Raw genomic sequence first — 15,874 nt, 5'->3', positions numbered from 1 at the left:
AGCCGTGGCGGCGCCGGCAGCCGGGGCGGCGCCGGCAGCCGGGGCGGCGCCGGCAGCGGGGGCGGCGGCGGCGCTGCCCGGGAAGGATGCCGTCGACTCGGGGATGCGCACCACGAGGCCGGGGTCGACTCCCGAGACGACCGACATGCCGTGCGCTTCGGCTTCGACGGTCACCGGATGCGCGGTTCCTTCGGTGTCGACGAGCGAGAGCTGCTGGCCGGCATCCGTCTGCAGCGCGATCGTGGGCACCACGGCGCCGCGCACCGTCTCGACCGTGGTGACGGTGGCAGCCAGCAGCGTCTGCCCGGCCAGCGGGATGCTGTCGCACGCGTCACCGCAGATCGGTGCCTCAGCGGCGGGGCCTCCGCTACCACCGGAGCCCGGCGAGGCTGCGCCCCCAGGCCCGGCTTGGACGGCGGCACCCTCGTCGGGCGACGGCGACGGTGACGGCGGCGGCGGCACCGCCGCGAGGCCGAGCACGACAGTCGCGCCCGAAGCGGCGGCCGCACGGCCGGCGACGACTGCCGCCCACGATCCACCGGCAGGCGCATCGATCGCGACCCGCGCACCGGTCGGAACCTGCGCCGCCTGGGCGTCGCCCACCGGGAGGGTGAAGACGGGCGAGGCGCCGAGGGCCAGCACAGCCTCCTCTCCGCCGGCGACGCGGGCACCGCGCCTGACGAGGTCGCCCCGCACGGTCAGTCGCGCGGGCAGGGTGGGCACGAAGATCACGTCGCCGAACTCCACCTCGCCCGTGGAGGGCACCCCGAGCGCATCCTGCCAGCGCTCCACGGCCGCGACCGCATCGTCGTCGAGGGTTGTACCGGACGAGGGGGCGAGGTACCCCAGGTCGGCGAGCATCCCTCGCAGCTGGCGCACATCGTCGCCGGAATCGCCCGGGCCGATGGCGCGGTACGCCGGGGTGTCGCCCCGGGCGACGACCACGGGCCTGCCGTCGACCGCGAAGAGCCGGGCGCCCTGGCCGACGGGGCCCGTGCTCGGCGGCTCGACCGCTGTCACGATTCCGGCGGCCTGGTTGGTGCCGACGGGCGCGGGCGCCCATTCCGCCGCCACGTTCAGCGAGAGCTGCGATCCGACCTCACCCTGCGTGACCTGCACCGTTGTGAAACCGGCCGATTCGGCGGACGCCGTGGGCGGCGTCAGGATGATCGACAGCGCCCAGCCGGCGAGCAGGATGCCGGCCACCAGAATGGCGGCCGCAGGCATCCCGACCCGCCGGATCGCCCGCAGCGCTCGGGCCACACCGCGCCCGCCCACCGATCGCACGACCGGCGTGCTCATAGGCCGTGGGCGCCCGCGCGGCGGATGATCGACGCCAGCACCCAGACGGACGCCCCGTCGAGCTGCCCGACCTCGTCGATGACGCGGGCGTCGAAGCGGCCCAGGTTGACGCCCACCTCGGCGCAGGCGAGAACGAGGCTGTCGGCGCCGCGCACGCGACCGACCGCCATGCCGGAGCGCGCGTCAGCCAACGTTTCGAACGGACCCGAGCTGATCAGCCGATCATTCGACATGCTTCCTCCTTCGGTGGGGTGGGCCCGGCGCGTCGGGGCCCCGGCGTCAGAACGAACCGTTGGCGCAGGAGAAGGCGCGGCCCGTCTCGGTGCCCGACGGGTAGGAGATCTGCATGCTCACCACGCCGTTGCCGTTCGAGTAGCGGTGGAACCCCGAACCGAACGTACGGCTCGTCCACCCGACGCCGTTCGCCTGGTGCAGGTGCACGCTCGTCGCGCTGACGTAGGCCGTCGAGGCGGCGGAGGGCCCACCCCAGCCGCAGACCTGCGAGCCGAAGTCGATCGTGTTGGCGCTGGCGCCGGGTGCGTTCGCGAGCACGAGGCCGGCAGCGACGGTGAGCGCTGCGAGGGTTCGGGGCAGTGACTTCATGGTGTCTTCCTTCTCCCACTTCTCCGTTGACGCGGAGGCTGTTCGGTGGGATCGTTGTGAGTGAGTGATCCTCACTATATGCCTCAGGCGTCGGGGCCACAACGACGCGAAGAAACTCTCAGAAAGGGGTTCTGGATGCCCGTCCTCCGCCGCTCGACCCTCGCCTCCGTGACCGTTCCGGGCGCTCTGGCGCTGGCGTTGCTCACGTCACTCAGCGCGTGCAGCGGAGGCCCCGGGCATCCGGAACCGAGCGCGCAGACGGCACTGAGCCAGTCACCGGTCGCCGATGCGCTCTACCGGTGCGTGACCGCCCGCGGCTGGGATGTGACGCTCACCGACGACGGGGCGATCGACGCGTCGAGCGAGACGATTCCCGTGGAGCAGTACGACCGGTACGTCGCCGACACCTGGGCCTGCAACCGCGAGGTGGGGGCCCGGTTCCCGGTCGACGACCGCCAGAAGCACCTGCTCTACGCGGCGGAACTGAGGGAGCGCGACTGCCTCGACTCCCGGGGATACACCGTGGCCGACCCGCCGAGCCTGCAGGTCTTTCTCGACCAGTACGACACGGCGCCGTGGTCGGCGATGGCCTCGTCGTCGGTCGCCGAGCTGAGCGAGACGATGCCCGAGAGCGAGTGGCAGGCCCTGAACAGGGCGTGCCCGCAGCCGGTTCCGGGGGCGCTGCGCTAACGGGGCGTCGGCGCGGCCCGGCCGTCAGCCGGAGTGAGCAGGGCAGAAATCGGTGCGGCGCCGGCCCGCCGTCAGCCGGGGTGAGCGGCGCCGAGGTGGGGCGTCAGCCCTTCAGTGCGACGCCCTGGGCGTTGCCGAAGTCGACGTGCATGTGGGTGCAGGTGTCATCGAAGGCGGCGAAGTTGCTGAGCGGCAGCGACGTCGAGCGGCACTCGGCCTGGCCGAGGCCACTGCCCTTCGGAACCAGCGGGTCAAGCAGGTTGATCAGCTTGATCGAGTCGGAGTCGGCGCCGGTGAGCCCGTGGCCGTTCAGAATGTAGAAGTCGACCGCGTGCCCGCCGCCGTCTTTGTAGTGCGACGACGCCGTTCCCGCGCCCTCGATCTGGCCCGTGCAGTGCCGGTTGATGTCGCTGACACCGACCTTGTCGAAGTTATCGACGGCGACCTTGATGGTCTGCAGAACGCGGTAGTCGACGCCGCAACCGGGCACGGCGACGCCGTTCGCCAGGTTGCGGATCTCGACGATGTGGTCGGGCACCGAGCCGACGAGCTTGCCGGAGGCGACGTCGGCCATCAGCTCCGAGGCCAGCGCCTGCACGGTCGCCGACACCGTCGTGCCGGTGGTGGAGTCCATCGCCGCCAGGTTGCCCGTGGTGGTGAAGTCGTCACGCGACGATGACTGGGCGTTCGCGCCGCTCACTGTGAGCTGCTGGATGCCGAGCTCGCTGCTGGCGGTCACCTTTGGGTTCTCGAGGCTGTCGGGGGTGGAGTAGGCGTAGGCCGGCAGGGCGATGGTCGCGACCAGGCTGGCTGTCGCGACCATGACGGCCGAGTTCACGATGGTGCGCTTGCGGCTGTCGGGGCGGGGGGCGGATGCGCGACGCATGCGTGGCAGCACGCGGCGCTGCGGGTCGCCAGTCGAGACGGATGCTCGGGCTCCACGCGGGGCGGCGACGGGCCCGCGCGCCTGCGCTTCGTCGTCACGGCTGAACGTCATCGTGTGCACAGTGGTTGCGGCGGCAGCCGGGGCCGGGGCCGCCGGCGTCGATGCGGTGGTCGCGCGCACCGACGGAGCAGCGGGCGACGCGGCCGGTGTGGCGGCGGCGGGCGTGGAGGTGGCAGGCGTGGAGGTGGCGGCAGGGACGGTGACCGACGCGGCGCCGACGGCTTCGGCCGTAGCGGCGGGCGCAGCGGCAGCGGCCGGCGACGAGGTCGCCTCGGCAGGCACGGAAGCCGGCAGCAGGTGGTCGAGCCCCGTGACGGCTCGGCGGGCACGGCGCGATTCGGCAGCGCGAACCCCGGCTGCCGACATCGCGGCGGCGAGCGGCGATGCAGCTGCGGAACCGGCGACGGCACCCGCGGCAGGCGTGGTCGCGGGCGTGGTGGCGGCAGGCGTGGCAGCCGTCGCGGTCGCAACAGGCGCTGCGGCAGGCGCGGTCACCGCAGCCGCCACCGAGGCAGAGGCCTCAGACTCGACCGACGAAGCCGCAGCGGCCGCGGCGAGCTCCCGCTCGCGGCGCTCCCGCCGCGTCTCGATGACCGGCTCGACGCTCGACACCTCGAGGCGCTGGCGCAGCTCTCGGCGGCTCAGGCTGGCCGTGACCACAGGGACTTCGAAACTCGGGCTGGGCACCAGATGCGCGGAATCTTCTGGTCGTTCGCTCGAGTCAGTCACGTGTCGTAGTCCTCCGGCGCGCCGGGCGCGCACGGGCCGCGCGGCTTTCACCGGCCCGTCAGGATCTGGGTGCTTGATGTCCAGTCCAGTCGTCAGAATCGGTTCGGGTGACCCGACGACTTCTCGAGGTTACCGAACCGTTACCTGTTTGTCACTTTCACTGAGGGCACTTTCAGGTTTGTTGAAGCGTCAACCACTGCCGATTCCCGCCCACGATGGAACGATTCACTCGGACATGGCGACGGACGTCGGTCGCGACATCCAGACGCCGTTCAGACGAACCGCACACCCTGCTGCAACCGCGACCGCAGTTCGAAGACACGGTCGACACTGGCCCGTTCTCCCCCACCGACCCCGTTTCTGAGGAGCTGCGGAAGCACCGAACGCCGCACGACGACAGCGCCCGCGAGCCGTCCGCGCTCGATCTGGTCGATCGGTGCCTCGAGATCGTCGTCGGGAACCACGATCACCAGCGCCGTGAACTTCACGCCGAGCGACCGGCCGAGTGCCCGGGCATTGTGGCCGAGCGAGCGGAACGGCTCCTCGCCCTCCGCAATGCCCTCCCCCTCCAGCTCGCCCCGCGAGAGCCTGACGACACTCCCCCAGTCCTCCGACTGGATCGCGAACAGCCCCGCCGGCCCGAGCACGAGCTGGTCGATGTTCTCGCCCGTGCGGTCGACGAGCACGTTGTTCCAGATCGTGTAGCCGATGCCGAGCGTCGAAACGATGCGCGCGGTCTCCTCCTCGGCCATCGCCTTCGCGAGCCAGCGCCTGATCTCGCGGGGCGCTGTGCGCACCAGCGCCGGGTCGTAGGGGTCGGCGAGGTCGACCCCCCGGCCGACCCACTCCCGCATGAGCGCCAGGAAGTGTTCCCGCTCGTCGCCCCCGGGGTGGCCGTACGAGCGCGCCCTCAGCGAGCTGCCTTCGGGGCGGTAGGTTCTGGATGCCCGTTCCGAGCCACTCCCACCCCGGGCATCCGGCGCCGACGACGACGCCCCGGCACCCGAATCGTAGGCCGCGCGGTCGACGCTCGACCCGACCTGCTCCCAGGCCAGTTGCACGGCGTGGAACTCGGCCGCACTGCCACCGGTGTCGGGGTGCGTCTCGCGCAGCAGGCGGCGGTACGCCCGGCGCACCTCATCGTCGGTGGAGCGCGGGCTCACGCCGAGCACCTCGTAGGGGGTGCGCGACAACGGGCTGTCGGGCATTCTCGCGGGCTCCTTCGGTTGCGGCCGGGCGGGTGAGAAGAGCGTACAGACGCATTCAGCCGCGCTTCGTCGCACCAGAGTAGTTGCCTAAGCTTGAGGCATGACGAACACGGTCCCTGAGTACACCCTGAACGACGGCCTCACGATTCCCCAGCTCGGCTTCGGAGTCTTCAAGGTCGATCCCGACAAGACCGGCCGCATCGTGCGCGACGCGCTGGAGGTCGGCTACCGCCACCTCGACACGGCCGCGATCTACCATAACGAGGAGGGCGTCGGCCACGCCATCGCTGAGTCGGGCGTCGCCCGCGAAGACCTCTTCGTGACGACCAAGCTCTGGAACAACGACCAGACGAATGGCGTCGAAGCCATGAAGAAGAGCCTCGGCCGGCTGCGACTCGACTACGTCGACCTCTACCTCATCCACTGGCCGACGCCGGAGAAGGGCACGTTCGTCGAGGCGTGGAAGGCGCTCGAAGAGATCCAGGAGCAGGGGCTCGCCCGCTCGATCGGCGTCTCGAACTTCCTGGTGCCGCACCTCGAGCAGCTGCTCGCCGAGACCTCCGTCGTTCCTGCCGTGAACCAGATCGAGTTGCACGTCGACCTGCAGCAGAGCGAACTCCGCGCCTTCCACGCCGAGCACGGCATCGCGACCGAGGCGTGGGGGCCGCTCGGGCAGGGCCGAATCAACTCGTCGCCCGAGCTGCTGTCGATCGCTTCGGCGCACGACAAGACGGTGGCCCAGGTCATCCTGCGCTGGCACCTGCAGATCGGCAACATCGTGATTCCGAAGTCGAACAACCGCGACCGCATGGCAGAGAACTTCGACCTGTTCGACTTCGAACTGACCGACGACGAGCTGACGTCGATCGCCGGGCTCGACCGCGGCGAAGAGGGCCGGAACGGCTCGCACCCCCTGCAGGTGAACTGAGCGCACCCGAGCGGGATGCCCTGACCTCTGTCGGGGCGGAGGGAACGGTGCGCGCTGCGGCACTCGCAGCGCGCACCGGGCCGGGGCGTGTCAATCCCCTGTGCGGGCGGCGGCGGCAGATCTACGCTCGCTGGCATGAGCACTGACAACGAATTCCCCACCACCGGCCCGGCCGACACCACCGCGGGCTCGACGCCGGGCGTGCAGTCGCATGTTCCCGGCGAAGACGACACGGATGCCTCGATCGGCGGGGTCATGCCCGACGGCGACGCCCTCGACCACGCCGACGACGACGAACTGCCGGGCGTGAACGGCGCCTCGAACAGCGGAGACTCGATCGGCGACGACGACGATCCGGTGAACGGGCCGAACGGAACGAGTGAGAGCAATGACTGACGAACAGGCCCGCGGCACGGGCAGCGGCACGGGCGCAGGCAGCGCCGATCACGACACCGACGAGCCGATCGTCGGGTTCGACCAGACCAACGGCCTCGTCGAGGGCCTCGAGGGCGACGACGGCGGAGCCCAGAACGACGACACGACGGCGAGTGGCGGCGTTCCGGGCAGACTGCTCGCCGACATCGAAGACGGGCTGCAGGGCAACTCGGCCTACGACACGGTGCGTGGCGACGCCGACAGCGACCGCGACGCCGACGGCCGTTCGGGTGCTGACGGCTACGTCGAGCCGGTCGACGACGGCACCGAGTCGGGGTACAGCGAGGAAGGTCGACCGTAGCTCGCGTTCAGGCCGCGCCCGCTCTCAGGATGCGGCGAGCGCGGCCGCGAGAATGCCCACGGCCTCGTCGAACCGCTCCGGCCGGGGGCCGCTGAAGTTCAGCCGCAGGAACGAGCCGGGCGGCTCCGTCGGGAACCATTCGGTTCCGGGTGCCACCGCGAGGCCGGCCGCCAGGCAGCGCGCGGCGAGGGCACCGGCATCCACCCGGTCGTCGAAGCGCAGCCAGAGGTTCAGCCCGCCCTTCGGCAGAGAGGTGAGCGTGTCGGCGCCGAGCTGCGACCCCACCGCGTGCGCGAGGGTGTCGCGGCGCTGGCGCAACTGCGAACGCAGGCGCACGAGATGGCTCCGCCAGCCGGGGTCGGTGACGACGTCGACCGCCGCGGCCTGCAGGGTTCCGCTGATGTAGAGGTCGGTGACGGTGCGGTCCACCTGGATGCGCGCGAGCGCGGGGCCGCGCGCCACCACCGCTCCGACCCGCAACGACGACGAGACGCTCTTGGTGAGCGACCGCAGGTAGACGACGTGACCGTCGGTGTCGTCGGCGATGATCGGTCGGGCATCCGCATCGATGCCGAAGTCGTGCGCCCAGTCGTCGTCGATGACGAAGGCGTTGCGGGCGCGTGCCACATCGAGCAGGGCGCGGGTCTGCTCGGCACTCCAGAGCGCACCGGTCGGGTTCGCGAAGTTGGGCTGGGCGTAGAAGAGCCGGGCACCGCTGGCGGCCAGCGCTTTGTCGAGCGCCTCGGCGGTCGGTGCGGCGGCGCCGCGGGCTATCGGAACGATGACGAGCCCGGCCTGGTGGGCTGCCGCGATGGCGCCCCAGTAGGTCGGCGACTCCATCACCACCGCGTCGCCCGGTTGCGCCAGAGCGCGGAAGATCGAGGTGAGCGCGCTCTGCGTACCCGGCACGATGATCACGTCGTCGGCGGAGATTCCGGATGATCGATCCTCCGCCGCGGCGTTCAGGTCGTTCGCGAACCACGCCCGCAACGCCCCGAGGCCCGCCACCGGGGGGCGATCGACCGCCGAACTCCCCCGGGCCGCCCGGGTCAACGCGGAACGCACGAGCCGGGTCGGCAGCAGTTCTTCGGCCGGGTAGCCGCTGTGCATCGCGATCGCGTCGGGAGCGTTCAGTGCCATCGCGGTTCCGACCGCCGTCGAGCTGTTGCGGGCGGGGCCGAGGGCAGTGGTCTGCCAGGAGAAGTCGGAACGGGCCAGCAGACGGGGGCGCGCAACGAACGTTCCGGTGCCGGGGCGGGTCTCGACGAGACCCGCCTGGGCGAGGCGCTGCACCACCCGCTGCACGGTGACCGGACTCACGGCGAACTCGGTGACGAGTGACCGCGTGGTCGGGAGTCTCGTACCTGCACTGCTGCTGTCGACGAGGCGCCGCAGGTGCTGCTCGAGCCGCTGGTTGGTGCTATCGTTCTGCATGACATACGACAGTAGCGCTACCGGCCTAAGCTCGCGAGCGCTATCGCCCGACGAGTCCACCGGCGAGAAGGCCGGGCCGGCCGCGGAAGGCCGACGCCGCCACCCGGCAGGCCTCCTCTTCGGCTTCGCCGGAGTGCTGTCGTTCTCGTTCACGCTGCCGTTCACCCGCGTCGCGGTCTCGACCCTCGACCCGCTCTTCGTCGGAGCCGGTCGCGCGGTCGTCGCGGCGGTGCTCGGCGGCGTCGTGCTGGCGATCATCCGGCCCCGCCTGCCGCGAGGCCGCCACTGGCTGAGGCTGCTCGTGGTCGCCTGCGGCGTCGTCGCCGGCTTTCCCCTGCTGACCAGCTTCGCCATGCAGACGGCTCCGGCCGCGCACGGCGCGGTGGTGATCGGTGTGCTGCCGGCCGCCACGGCGGTCGCCGCGGTTCTCCGGGGCGGCGAACGCCCGAGCCGCGGGTTCTGGGTCGCCAGTCTCGTCGGGCTGCTCGCGGTGGTCGTCTTCGTGACGGTCAGCGGCGGAGGTTTCTCGGGGTTCCAGCCGTCTGACCTGCTGCTGCTCGCTGCGGTCGTGCTCGCCGCGGTCGGCTACGCAGAAGGGGCCCTGCTCGCCCGCGAACTCGGATCGTGGCAGATCATCTGCTGGGCGCTCGTGCTGGCGCTGCCGGTCATGGTGCCGCTCGCACTGCTCGGGGCGTCGCACGGTGCCCTGGTCGCCGGCGTCGGCGGCTGGCTCGCGTTCACCTACGTGAGTGTGATCAGCCAGTTCCTCGGGTTCTTCGTCTGGTACCGCGGTCTCGCGATCGGGCCGATCTCGAACGTCAGCCAGATCCAGCTGCTGCAACCGGTGCTGACGATCGTCTGGGCAGCGCTGTTCTTCGGCGAGCACCTCGACGGCCTCGTCGTCATCGCGGCGCTCGTGGTGGTGGCCTGCGCAGGCTTCGCCGTTCGGGCGCGCGCCGCTCGCGTGGTGCGCCCGGGCGGCCCGGCGTAGATTCAGGGGTATGGATGATCGCATCGACCGACTCGAACCGAACGAGATCTTCGTGTTCGGCTCGAACGCCTCGGGTGCCCACGGCGGCGGCGCCGCGCGCACCGCGTACGAGAAGTTCGGCGCCGTCTGGGGCCAAGGCCACGGGCTGCAGGGGCAGAGCTACGGAATAGACACGATGAGCGGGCTGGACGTGATCGCCGACGAGGTCGCGACGTTCCTCGACGTCGCGCGCACCCGCGGCGATCTGACCTTCCTCGTGACCGAGATCGGCTGTGGCATCGCCGGCTACCGGCCCGAGCAGGTCGCCCCGCTGTTCGCGGCTGCGCCCTCGAACGTGCGTCTGCCCGCGCGGTTCCGCAGCATCGTCTCCGCCTCCTCCGATCAGGGAGAATAGACAGCGACGAGGCGCCGCACCCCCGAGCGCTCGACCGACCCGCCGCAGGAGACACCCATGCCCCAGAGAACTGTCGTCATCACCGGAGCGAGCGACGGAATCGGTCGTGCCGCCGCCCGCACCCTGAAGCAGCGGGGCGACGACATCGTGATCGTCGGCCGGTCGGAGGCGAAGACGAAGGCCGTGGCCGACGAACTCGCGGTTCCCTACTACCTCGCCGACTACTCCCGCCTCTCCGATGTGCGCACCCTGGCGACCCGACTGCTCGAGAACCACCCCCGCATCGACGTGCTCGCCAACAACGCGGGCGGGCTGCTGTCTGCCCGGGAGGAGACCGAAGACGGCTTCGAGAAGACCCTGCAGGTCAACCACCTCGCGCCGTTCCTGCTGACGAACCTGCTGCTCGACCGCCTGCAGCACTCCAAGGGCGTCGTCATCAACACCGCCAGCATCGCCAACAGCCTGTACGGCAAGATCGACATCGACGACCTGAACCTGACGAAGAAGTACACGCCGAACCATGCCTACGGCAATGGCAAGCTCGCAAACATCCTGTTCACCCGCGAACTGCAGAAGCGCTACGGGTCGTCGGGAATCGAGGCAGCGGCGTTCCACCCCGGCATCGTGCGCACGAGCTTCGCCGCCGGTTCGTCGAGCAACCTGCGATTCGTCTACCGCACCGTTCTCGGCCGCCTCATGATGAGCCCGGAGAAGGGAAGCGACACCCTGGTCTGGCTGGCGACGACCGAGCCGGGCGTCGACTGGGTGCCGGGTGAGTACTACGAGCGCCGTCGCATCCAGAAGGCCACGAAGCAGGCGTACGACGAAGCGCTCGCCTCCCGGCTGTGGGAGGCGAGCGCTTCGATGGTGGGGCTGGACTAGACGGAGACCGTCGCGCGCGACTCGGCGAGCAGCTCCTCGACGCGAGGCACGACCTGCGTGCCGTAGAGCTCGATGTTCTTCATCATGTTCTCGTGGGGCAGGGTGCCGGCGCTGTACTTGAGGTCGAAACGGTTCGCCCCGAGCACCTCGATGGTCGCGGCGATCTTCTTCGCCACCGTCTCGGGCGATCCGACGTAGAGCGCGCCGTTGGGCGTGGCCTCACTGTCGAACTGCAGGCGCGTCAGGGGCGGCCAGCCACGGCTGGCACCGATGCGGGCATGCATCTGCTGGTAGTGCGGGAAGAACTCGTTGCGCGCCTGCTCATCGGTCTCTGCGACGTAGCCGGGCGAGTGCACCCCGATCGCCTGCATCGGCAGCTCGAGCTGGGTGATCGCCCGCTTGTAGAGGTCGACGTAGGGTGCGAAGCGAGCGGATGATCCACCGATGATCGCGAGCATCATCGGCAGCCCGTACCGCGCGGTGCGGACGACGGATTCGGGGCTGCCACCGACCCCGATCCAAGTGCGGAGCGACCCGCTCTCGGTGGTCGGGAAGACGGACTGGTTGGTCAGCGGCGCCCGGGTCGAGCCGCTCCAGGTGACGGGCTTCTCGGTGAGCAGCTCGGCGAACAGCTCCAGCTTCTCTTCGAAGAGCTTCTCGTAGTCGTTCATGTCGTAGCCGAACAGCGGGAACGACTCGGTGAACGACCCGCGGCCGAGAATCACTTCGGCACGGCCATCCGAAACGGCGTCGAGCGTCGAGAAGCGCTGGAACACGCGCACCGGGTCGTCAGAGCTGAGCACGGTGACCGCCGAGCCGAGGTGGATGTTCTGGGTGCGGCTGGCGATGGCGGCCAAGACCACGTCGGGCGCCGAGACGGCGAAGTCTTCGCGGTGGTGCTCGCCGACCCCGAAGAAGCTCAGCCCGACCTGGTCGGCGAGAACGCCCTCCTCGACGACATTGCGAATGACCTGCGCATGCGACACCGCCTCGCCGGTCGGCGTGTCCATCACGTCACCGAACGTGTCGAGCCCGAACTCTCTGCGATCTGTTCCCACTGCCTCAGTCATGACGAAACCCTATCCTTGTCTCTGCGGTGCAATTCTATACGTTTGCATGCAGTACAACCGACAGGGCTCGCCGTTATTCCCGACCGGGCAGTCCGGCTCCGGGAGCGTGGGCGATGCCGACCATCGAGATGCGCTCGGCATTGTCCTTCACCTTTTCTCGACCTGCTGCTGGGTCTCGGCGGCGTGCTCACGTCTCACGCGCCATCTACCGCCGACGAAAGCCGGGCATCTGCCGACGAATTCCGCCGAAGTGCCGGTCGTTCAGGGTTTCGGCAGCAGGCGATGCCTATGCTCGCCTCGATGACTACCGCCACCTCACCCCGACGGATCCTGACGCCCGACCAGCGCCGGCGGAGACGCCGACGCCAGGTTGCGACGCGCTGGTTCGTGATCGCGGTCGTGCTGGCGGTCGTCACGACGGGCGGCTACGTCATCTACAACTACCAGCGCTTCGTCGGCGGCATCAACCACATCGACGCCATTCCGGGCGGCACGAACTCGAGCGGCAAAGACCAGAACATCCTACTGGTCGGCGACGACCACCGCCCCGACAACGCCACCCCCGAGCAGCTCGCCCAGCTCGGCACCGAAGACGACGGCGGCGGAACGAGCACCGACACGATGATCGTCGTGCACCTGCCGGCCGACGGAAGCTCGGCGACGATGATCTCGCTCCCCCGCGACTCCTGGGTCGACATTCCGGGCTACGGGAAAGACAAGCTCAACTCGGCGTTCATCCACGGGGTGGAAGACGGTGGCTCGGAATCGGCTGGCGCGCAACTGCTCATCACGACCATCCAGAACCTGACCGGGATGACGATCGACCACTTCGTGCGCGTCTCGCTGCTCGGTTTCTACAATGTTGTCGATGCGCTCGGGCCGGTGCAGGTGTGCCTCAACGAGGCCGTCGACGACCCCTTCTCGGCCATCAACCTCCCCGCCGGGGTCTCGACGCTCGATGCTTCGCAGGCGCTGTCGTTCGTCAGGCAGCGCCACGGGCTGCCGAACGGCGACCTCGATCGCCAGGTGAGGCAGCAGTACTTCCTCTCGGTCGAGGCGCGGCAGATCCTGTCAGCCGGCACCCTGCTGAACCCGGGCAAGCTCGGCTCGGTGCTCGACGCGATCAGCTCCTCGGTCGAGACCGACCCGGGCCTGAACATCATCGACCTCGCCACGCAGATGCGCGGGCTGAGCGCCGACAAGATCCGCTCGGCGACGATTCCGATCACGGGCACCCCGACGATCGAGGTCGACGGCAGTGACGTGTCGATCGTTGAAGTCGACACCGCCGCGATGCCCGGCTTCATCGCAGGCGTGCTGGGCAACGCGGCTCCGGATGCCGCGGCCGGCCCGTCGGCGTACGACACCGCTACGGCGTCGGCACCGGGCGACGTGACGGTGACCGTGCTGAACGGCAGCGACGCCGACGGGGTCGCGACGGTCGCCACCGAGGCGCTGGCCGGATACGGTTTCTCGACGGGAACGCCCGACTCGGGCGACACCCGCGACACGACCGTCGTGCAGTACCCGGCCGGCAAGGAGGGCGACGCGAAGGCGGTGGCCGCCTACCTGCCCGGCGCCGCGGTGGAGGAGACGGATTCCGTCTCCGACGTGACCGTCATCCTCGGCTCGGACGGGATCGCGGTCACCGACCCGCCCGCGGCTGCGGGTGCCGACTCGGGCTCCTCTTCGGTGTCGCCGTCGGCGGACCCCGCGGCACCCGCACCGGCCCCTTCCGCTCCCGGCACCAGCTACGCGCAGGGCGCCTGCATCAACTGACCTCACGCCGCCGCCCGCTCCGCCACGGGACGACCCCGCCGCGGGGCCATCCCGGGAGTGCGGCGGCGTCGCCTCAGGTGGTCACGGACTGGTCCCACCGGGTGTACGTGCGCCCGCAGATGGCCAGGTCGACGCACATGGCCAGGAGCACGTCGCGTTCGGCCGGGGAGGGCGGCCGAGCGAGCACGAGCCGAGTGCCCTTGTTGACGATCGGGAGATCGCCGGTGCCGGCCGAGGAGATGCTCGTCAATGAGGCGAGGTCGCCCAGCACCCCGGGCAAGCCGAGGGCACCCACGTCGATGCCCCACCCGTCTCTGCTGAGCACCACGTCGAGCCACCCCCGGACTTCGCGGTCTGCACCGAGCAGCAGCATGCTGTGCAGGCTCATCGTGTTCGGCCGGTCGGGGTCGGCTTCGACCGCGTACAGCGTTCGACCGTCGCCATCGGTGACGGTGGAATGGTCGAACCCCCACTTCTTCGGATTCAGCGAGGTGCCTTCGACCTGGCCGATGACGACGCCGTCACGGCTGAACGTCGAGAAGCCGCGCATGTGGCAGTCGCAGACGATCTTCGACCCGTCGGCGAGGGTGATGACTTGCTTGCCGGGGCCGTGGTTCGCGAGGCCGAACAGCATCTTCAGCGTCATGCCGAACCCGTTGCCGGCCCCCTGGCGTGCCGTGGCGAACGGCACGCCACCCCCGCCACCGTCGAACGCCATGATGAGCGCGTTGTTGAGCCTGCGCCCCACTCGGCCGACGATCACTGTTGGCGGTTGCTCGAATTCCATGAATCGATTTTAGCTCAGTATCGACAGTTGACCGGCTCGAGTTCGATGAGAGTTTCGGTTCTCCGCAGGGTGTGGTCTGCTCCGCGTCCCGGTCACTCCGCCGAAAGAGCGAGCGTCAGCGGCACGTCATACGTCGCGGTGCCCACGGTGAAGGTCGTGTGACCCACGACCGTGCCGGCGGCCGGAACGACGGCGCCCGCGGCATCCGTCGGCAGGGCATCCAGAGCCACCGTCGGCGTCACGGGCGTGTCACCGAAGACGACCGCAGACAGCGGGTCGGCCGCCACGGCGTCGTACGCGGCGCCTGACGCAGAGGTGTAGGTGCCGAACACCTGCCCGGCCGTCGCGAGCGGCACGAACTTCAGCCCGGCTTCGGCACTCGCCAGCAGCGCGCGGGTCGTGGCGAAGCGGGCATCCAGCGACTCGGTGCCGAGCACGACCGCCACCAGTGTCGCCGACGCAGCCGACCCGTCGACTTCGGCGGGCGTCGACGACCCCGCCGACCCGGCCACCGCGCCGGAGCCCACGGGCACCACCGCCGACGTCAGCAGGGTGAACCCCGCGTAGCTCGTCGACCCCGTCTTCAGCCCGTCGACCCCGCCCTCCCCCAGCAGGATGTTCTGGTTGGCGATCGTTCCGAGATCCACCTGGTCATACGTCGACATGCCCGCGATCGCGAGCAGCGCAGGGTTCGCGTGTGCGAGCGCGGCGACGCGCAGCAGGTCGGCAGTCGAACTCGCGCTGCCGGGGTCGAGACCTGACGCGTCAGCCAGCGTCGTCTGCGTCAGGCCGTGCTCGGTCAACCACGTGCGCGCCGCGGCGAGATAGGCCTCTTCGGAGCCGAACGCCCACCGCGCAACGGATTCGGCGTAGTTGTTCGCGCTGGTCAGCAGGGTGATGGCAAGCGCGTCGTGCAGGGTGACCTGCTGCCCGCTGTACATGGGTTCCGCGAACTGGTTCTCGGCCTCGACCTCGGCCGTCACGTCGAGATCGGCCTGCCCGAGCGTGAGCGTCGGTCCCTGGTCGTCGCGGCCGTTCAGCGGATGAGCGTCGAGCACGACGAGCGAGGTGATCACTTTGGTGATGCTGGCGATCGGCACCGTGCCCGTGTCGCCGCCCCTGCCGAGCACCTGCACCGAGCCGTCCGCGTGGGCGATGCCGATCGCTCCGTCGCCGACCGCGGGGAACTGGAGGTCGGCGGGGTCGCCGAGCGGGATGCTGGGGGCCACCGTCGCCGCGACGAGCGGTGGGGCGGGGCTGTCGGCGGCGGCGGTACCCGACGGGTCGGGGGATGCGTCGGAGCATCCGCTCACCAGCATCGCCGCCATCGCCAGCGCCACTGCTGCGCCCACTCGCCGGACCACAGACACGCGCCACCCACTCACCCCCCGAGTC

At 70.1% G+C, this 15,874-nt stretch carries 17 protein-coding genes; 8 read left to right on the top strand and 9 right to left on the bottom strand.

Annotated elements, in window-relative coordinates:
- The 3 genes from C5B96_RS17195 to C5B96_RS14080 form a co-directional block, all read right to left on the bottom strand.
- Positions 1-1,302: peptidoglycan-binding domain-containing protein (locus C5B96_RS17195; RefSeq protein WP_146078194.1), on the bottom strand; the 1,302-nt coding region annotated here is incomplete at its 3' end.
- On the bottom strand, positions 1,299-1,535 hold the full coding sequence (locus C5B96_RS14085; RefSeq protein WP_104245993.1) for a hypothetical protein: 237 nt from the start codon (positions 1,533-1,535) through the stop codon (positions 1,299-1,301). The genes C5B96_RS14085 and C5B96_RS17195, both read right to left, overlap by 4 nt.
- A 46-nt stretch (positions 1,536-1,581) precedes the next feature.
- A complete protein-coding gene (locus C5B96_RS14080) occupies positions 1,582-1,905 on the bottom strand; it encodes a hypothetical protein (RefSeq protein WP_104245992.1) in 324 nt (107 codons plus the stop codon).
- A gap of 135 nt (positions 1,906-2,040) precedes the next feature.
- On the opposite strand from C5B96_RS14080, the gene C5B96_RS17450 reads away from it, so the two are divergent.
- Positions 2,041-2,595 carry a hypothetical protein gene (locus C5B96_RS17450; protein WP_104245991.1) on the top strand — a complete coding sequence of 185 codons (555 nt, stop codon included), beginning with the start codon at positions 2,041-2,043 and terminating at the stop codon, positions 2,593-2,595.
- A 103-nt stretch (positions 2,596-2,698) separates the two neighbouring features.
- Here the strand turns inward: C5B96_RS17450 and C5B96_RS14070 are convergent, their stop codons facing one another.
- On the bottom strand, positions 2,699-4,228 hold the full coding sequence (locus C5B96_RS14070) for a hypothetical protein (RefSeq protein WP_146078193.1): 1,530 nt from the start codon (positions 4,226-4,228) through the stop codon (positions 2,699-2,701).
- Between the two features lie 314 nt (positions 4,229-4,542).
- On the bottom strand, positions 4,543-5,478 hold the full coding sequence (locus C5B96_RS14065) for a DnaJ domain-containing protein (protein WP_104245989.1): 936 nt from the start codon (positions 5,476-5,478) through the stop codon (positions 4,543-4,545).
- Between the two features lie 100 nt (positions 5,479-5,578).
- Here C5B96_RS14065 and C5B96_RS14060 point away from each other — a divergent pair, with 100 nt between their 5' ends.
- The 3 genes from C5B96_RS14060 (at position 5,579) to C5B96_RS14050 (ending at position 7,142) form a co-directional block, all read left to right on the top strand.
- Positions 5,579-6,406, top strand: coding sequence for an aldo/keto reductase (locus tag C5B96_RS14060; RefSeq protein WP_104245988.1), 828 nt, complete (start codon positions 5,579-5,581; stop codon positions 6,404-6,406).
- Positions 6,407-6,541: 135 nt separating this feature from the next.
- The gene (locus C5B96_RS14055; RefSeq protein ID WP_104245987.1) at positions 6,542-6,802 is read left to right on the top strand and encodes a hypothetical protein; all 261 of its coding nucleotides are present in this window, start codon (positions 6,542-6,544) and stop codon (positions 6,800-6,802) included.
- Positions 6,795-7,142, top strand: a complete 348-nt coding sequence (locus C5B96_RS14050) for a hypothetical protein (protein ID WP_104245986.1) — start codon at positions 6,795-6,797, stop codon at positions 7,140-7,142. Before C5B96_RS14055 ends, C5B96_RS14050 begins: the two co-directional genes overlap by 8 nt.
- Positions 7,143-7,166: 24 nt before the next feature.
- On the opposite strand, the gene C5B96_RS14045 is transcribed toward C5B96_RS14050, so the two are convergent.
- Positions 7,167-8,576, bottom strand: coding sequence for a PLP-dependent aminotransferase family protein (locus tag C5B96_RS14045; protein WP_104245985.1), 1,410 nt, complete (start codon positions 8,574-8,576; stop codon positions 7,167-7,169).
- On the opposite strand from C5B96_RS14045, the gene C5B96_RS14040 reads away from it, so the two are divergent.
- The 3 genes from C5B96_RS14040 to C5B96_RS14030 are packed head-to-tail and all read left to right on the top strand — an operon-like array spanning position 8,575 to position 10,843.
- Positions 8,575-9,567: a DMT family transporter gene (locus C5B96_RS14040; protein ID WP_104245984.1), complete on the top strand. Its 993-nt coding sequence runs from the start codon at positions 8,575-8,577 to the stop codon at positions 9,565-9,567. The genes C5B96_RS14045 and C5B96_RS14040 overlap by 2 nt on opposite strands.
- Before the next feature lie 10 nt (positions 9,568-9,577).
- Entirely contained in the window at positions 9,578-9,961 is a 384-nt protein-coding gene (locus C5B96_RS14035) for a hypothetical protein (protein ID WP_104245983.1), read from the top strand.
- 57 nt (positions 9,962-10,018) lie between these two features.
- A complete protein-coding gene (locus C5B96_RS14030; RefSeq protein ID WP_104245982.1) occupies positions 10,019-10,843 on the top strand; it encodes an SDR family NAD(P)-dependent oxidoreductase in 825 nt (274 codons plus the stop codon).
- On the opposite strand, the gene C5B96_RS14025 is transcribed toward C5B96_RS14030, so the two are convergent.
- Positions 10,840-11,913 carry an LLM class flavin-dependent oxidoreductase gene (locus C5B96_RS14025; RefSeq protein ID WP_104245981.1) on the bottom strand — a complete coding sequence of 358 codons (1,074 nt, stop codon included), beginning with the start codon at positions 11,911-11,913 and terminating at the stop codon, positions 10,840-10,842. The genes C5B96_RS14030 and C5B96_RS14025 overlap by 4 nt on opposite strands.
- Before the next feature lie 300 nt (positions 11,914-12,213).
- Between C5B96_RS14025 and C5B96_RS14020 the strand changes: the two genes are divergently transcribed.
- Positions 12,214-13,692 (top strand): LCP family protein, encoded by a 1,479-nt coding sequence (locus C5B96_RS14020; protein ID WP_233189214.1) that lies wholly within the window; start codon positions 12,214-12,216, stop codon positions 13,690-13,692.
- A 73-nt stretch (positions 13,693-13,765) separates the two neighbouring features.
- Here the strand turns inward: C5B96_RS14020 and C5B96_RS14015 are convergent, their stop codons facing one another.
- Positions 13,766-14,479: a hypothetical protein gene (locus tag C5B96_RS14015; protein WP_146078192.1), complete on the bottom strand. Its 714-nt coding sequence runs from the start codon at positions 14,477-14,479 to the stop codon at positions 13,766-13,768.
- A 92-nt stretch (positions 14,480-14,571) separates the two neighbouring features.
- Positions 14,572-15,831: a D-alanyl-D-alanine carboxypeptidase family protein gene (locus C5B96_RS14010; RefSeq protein WP_146078191.1), complete on the bottom strand. Its 1,260-nt coding sequence runs from the start codon at positions 15,829-15,831 to the stop codon at positions 14,572-14,574.
- Between the last annotated feature and the right edge of the window lie 43 nt (positions 15,832-15,874).

The organism is Subtercola sp. Z020 (genome assembly GCF_002931235.1).
Lineage (GTDB): Bacteria > Actinomycetota > Actinomycetes > Actinomycetales > Microbacteriaceae > Subtercola.
This window is presented reverse-complemented; position numbering and strand designations above follow the sequence as displayed.

What these genes read in the sequence shown, in the direction of transcription:
- C5B96_RS14050 (WP_104245986.1), top strand. Translation starts at nt 6,795, where the DNA reads ATGACTGACGAACAGGCCCGCGGCACGGGCAGCGGCACGGGCGCAGGC.
- C5B96_RS14035 (WP_104245983.1), top strand. Translation starts at nt 9,578, where the DNA reads ATGGATGATCGCATCGACCGACTCGAACCGAACGAGATCTTCGTGTTC.
- C5B96_RS14055 (WP_104245987.1), top strand. Translation starts at nt 6,542, where the DNA reads ATGAGCACTGACAACGAATTCCCCACCACCGGCCCGGCCGACACCACC.
- C5B96_RS14030 (WP_104245982.1), top strand. Translation starts at nt 10,019, where the DNA reads ATGCCCCAGAGAACTGTCGTCATCACCGGAGCGAGCGACGGAATCGGT.
- C5B96_RS14085 (WP_104245993.1), bottom strand. Translation starts at nt 1,535, where the DNA reads ATGTCGAATGATCGGCTGATCAGCTCGGGTCCGTTCGAAACGTTGGCT.
- C5B96_RS14015 (WP_146078192.1), bottom strand. Translation starts at nt 14,479, where the DNA reads ATGGAATTCGAGCAACCGCCAACAGTGATCGTCGGCCGAGTGGGGCGC.
- C5B96_RS17450 (WP_104245991.1), top strand. Translation starts at nt 2,041, where the DNA reads ATGCCCGTCCTCCGCCGCTCGACCCTCGCCTCCGTGACCGTTCCGGGC.
- C5B96_RS14060 (WP_104245988.1), top strand. Translation starts at nt 5,579, where the DNA reads ATGACGAACACGGTCCCTGAGTACACCCTGAACGACGGCCTCACGATT.
- C5B96_RS14040 (WP_104245984.1), top strand. Translation starts at nt 8,575, where the DNA reads ATGACATACGACAGTAGCGCTACCGGCCTAAGCTCGCGAGCGCTATCG.
- C5B96_RS14065 (WP_104245989.1), bottom strand. Translation starts at nt 5,478, where the DNA reads ATGCCCGACAGCCCGTTGTCGCGCACCCCCTACGAGGTGCTCGGCGTG.
- C5B96_RS14045 (WP_104245985.1), bottom strand. Translation starts at nt 8,576, where the DNA reads ATGCAGAACGATAGCACCAACCAGCGGCTCGAGCAGCACCTGCGGCGC.
- C5B96_RS14080 (WP_104245992.1), bottom strand. Translation starts at nt 1,905, where the DNA reads ATGAAGTCACTGCCCCGAACCCTCGCAGCGCTCACCGTCGCTGCCGGC.
- C5B96_RS14020 (WP_233189214.1), top strand. Translation starts at nt 12,214, where the DNA reads ATGACTACCGCCACCTCACCCCGACGGATCCTGACGCCCGACCAGCGC.
- C5B96_RS14025 (WP_104245981.1), bottom strand. Translation starts at nt 11,913, where the DNA reads ATGACTGAGGCAGTGGGAACAGATCGCAGAGAGTTCGGGCTCGACACG.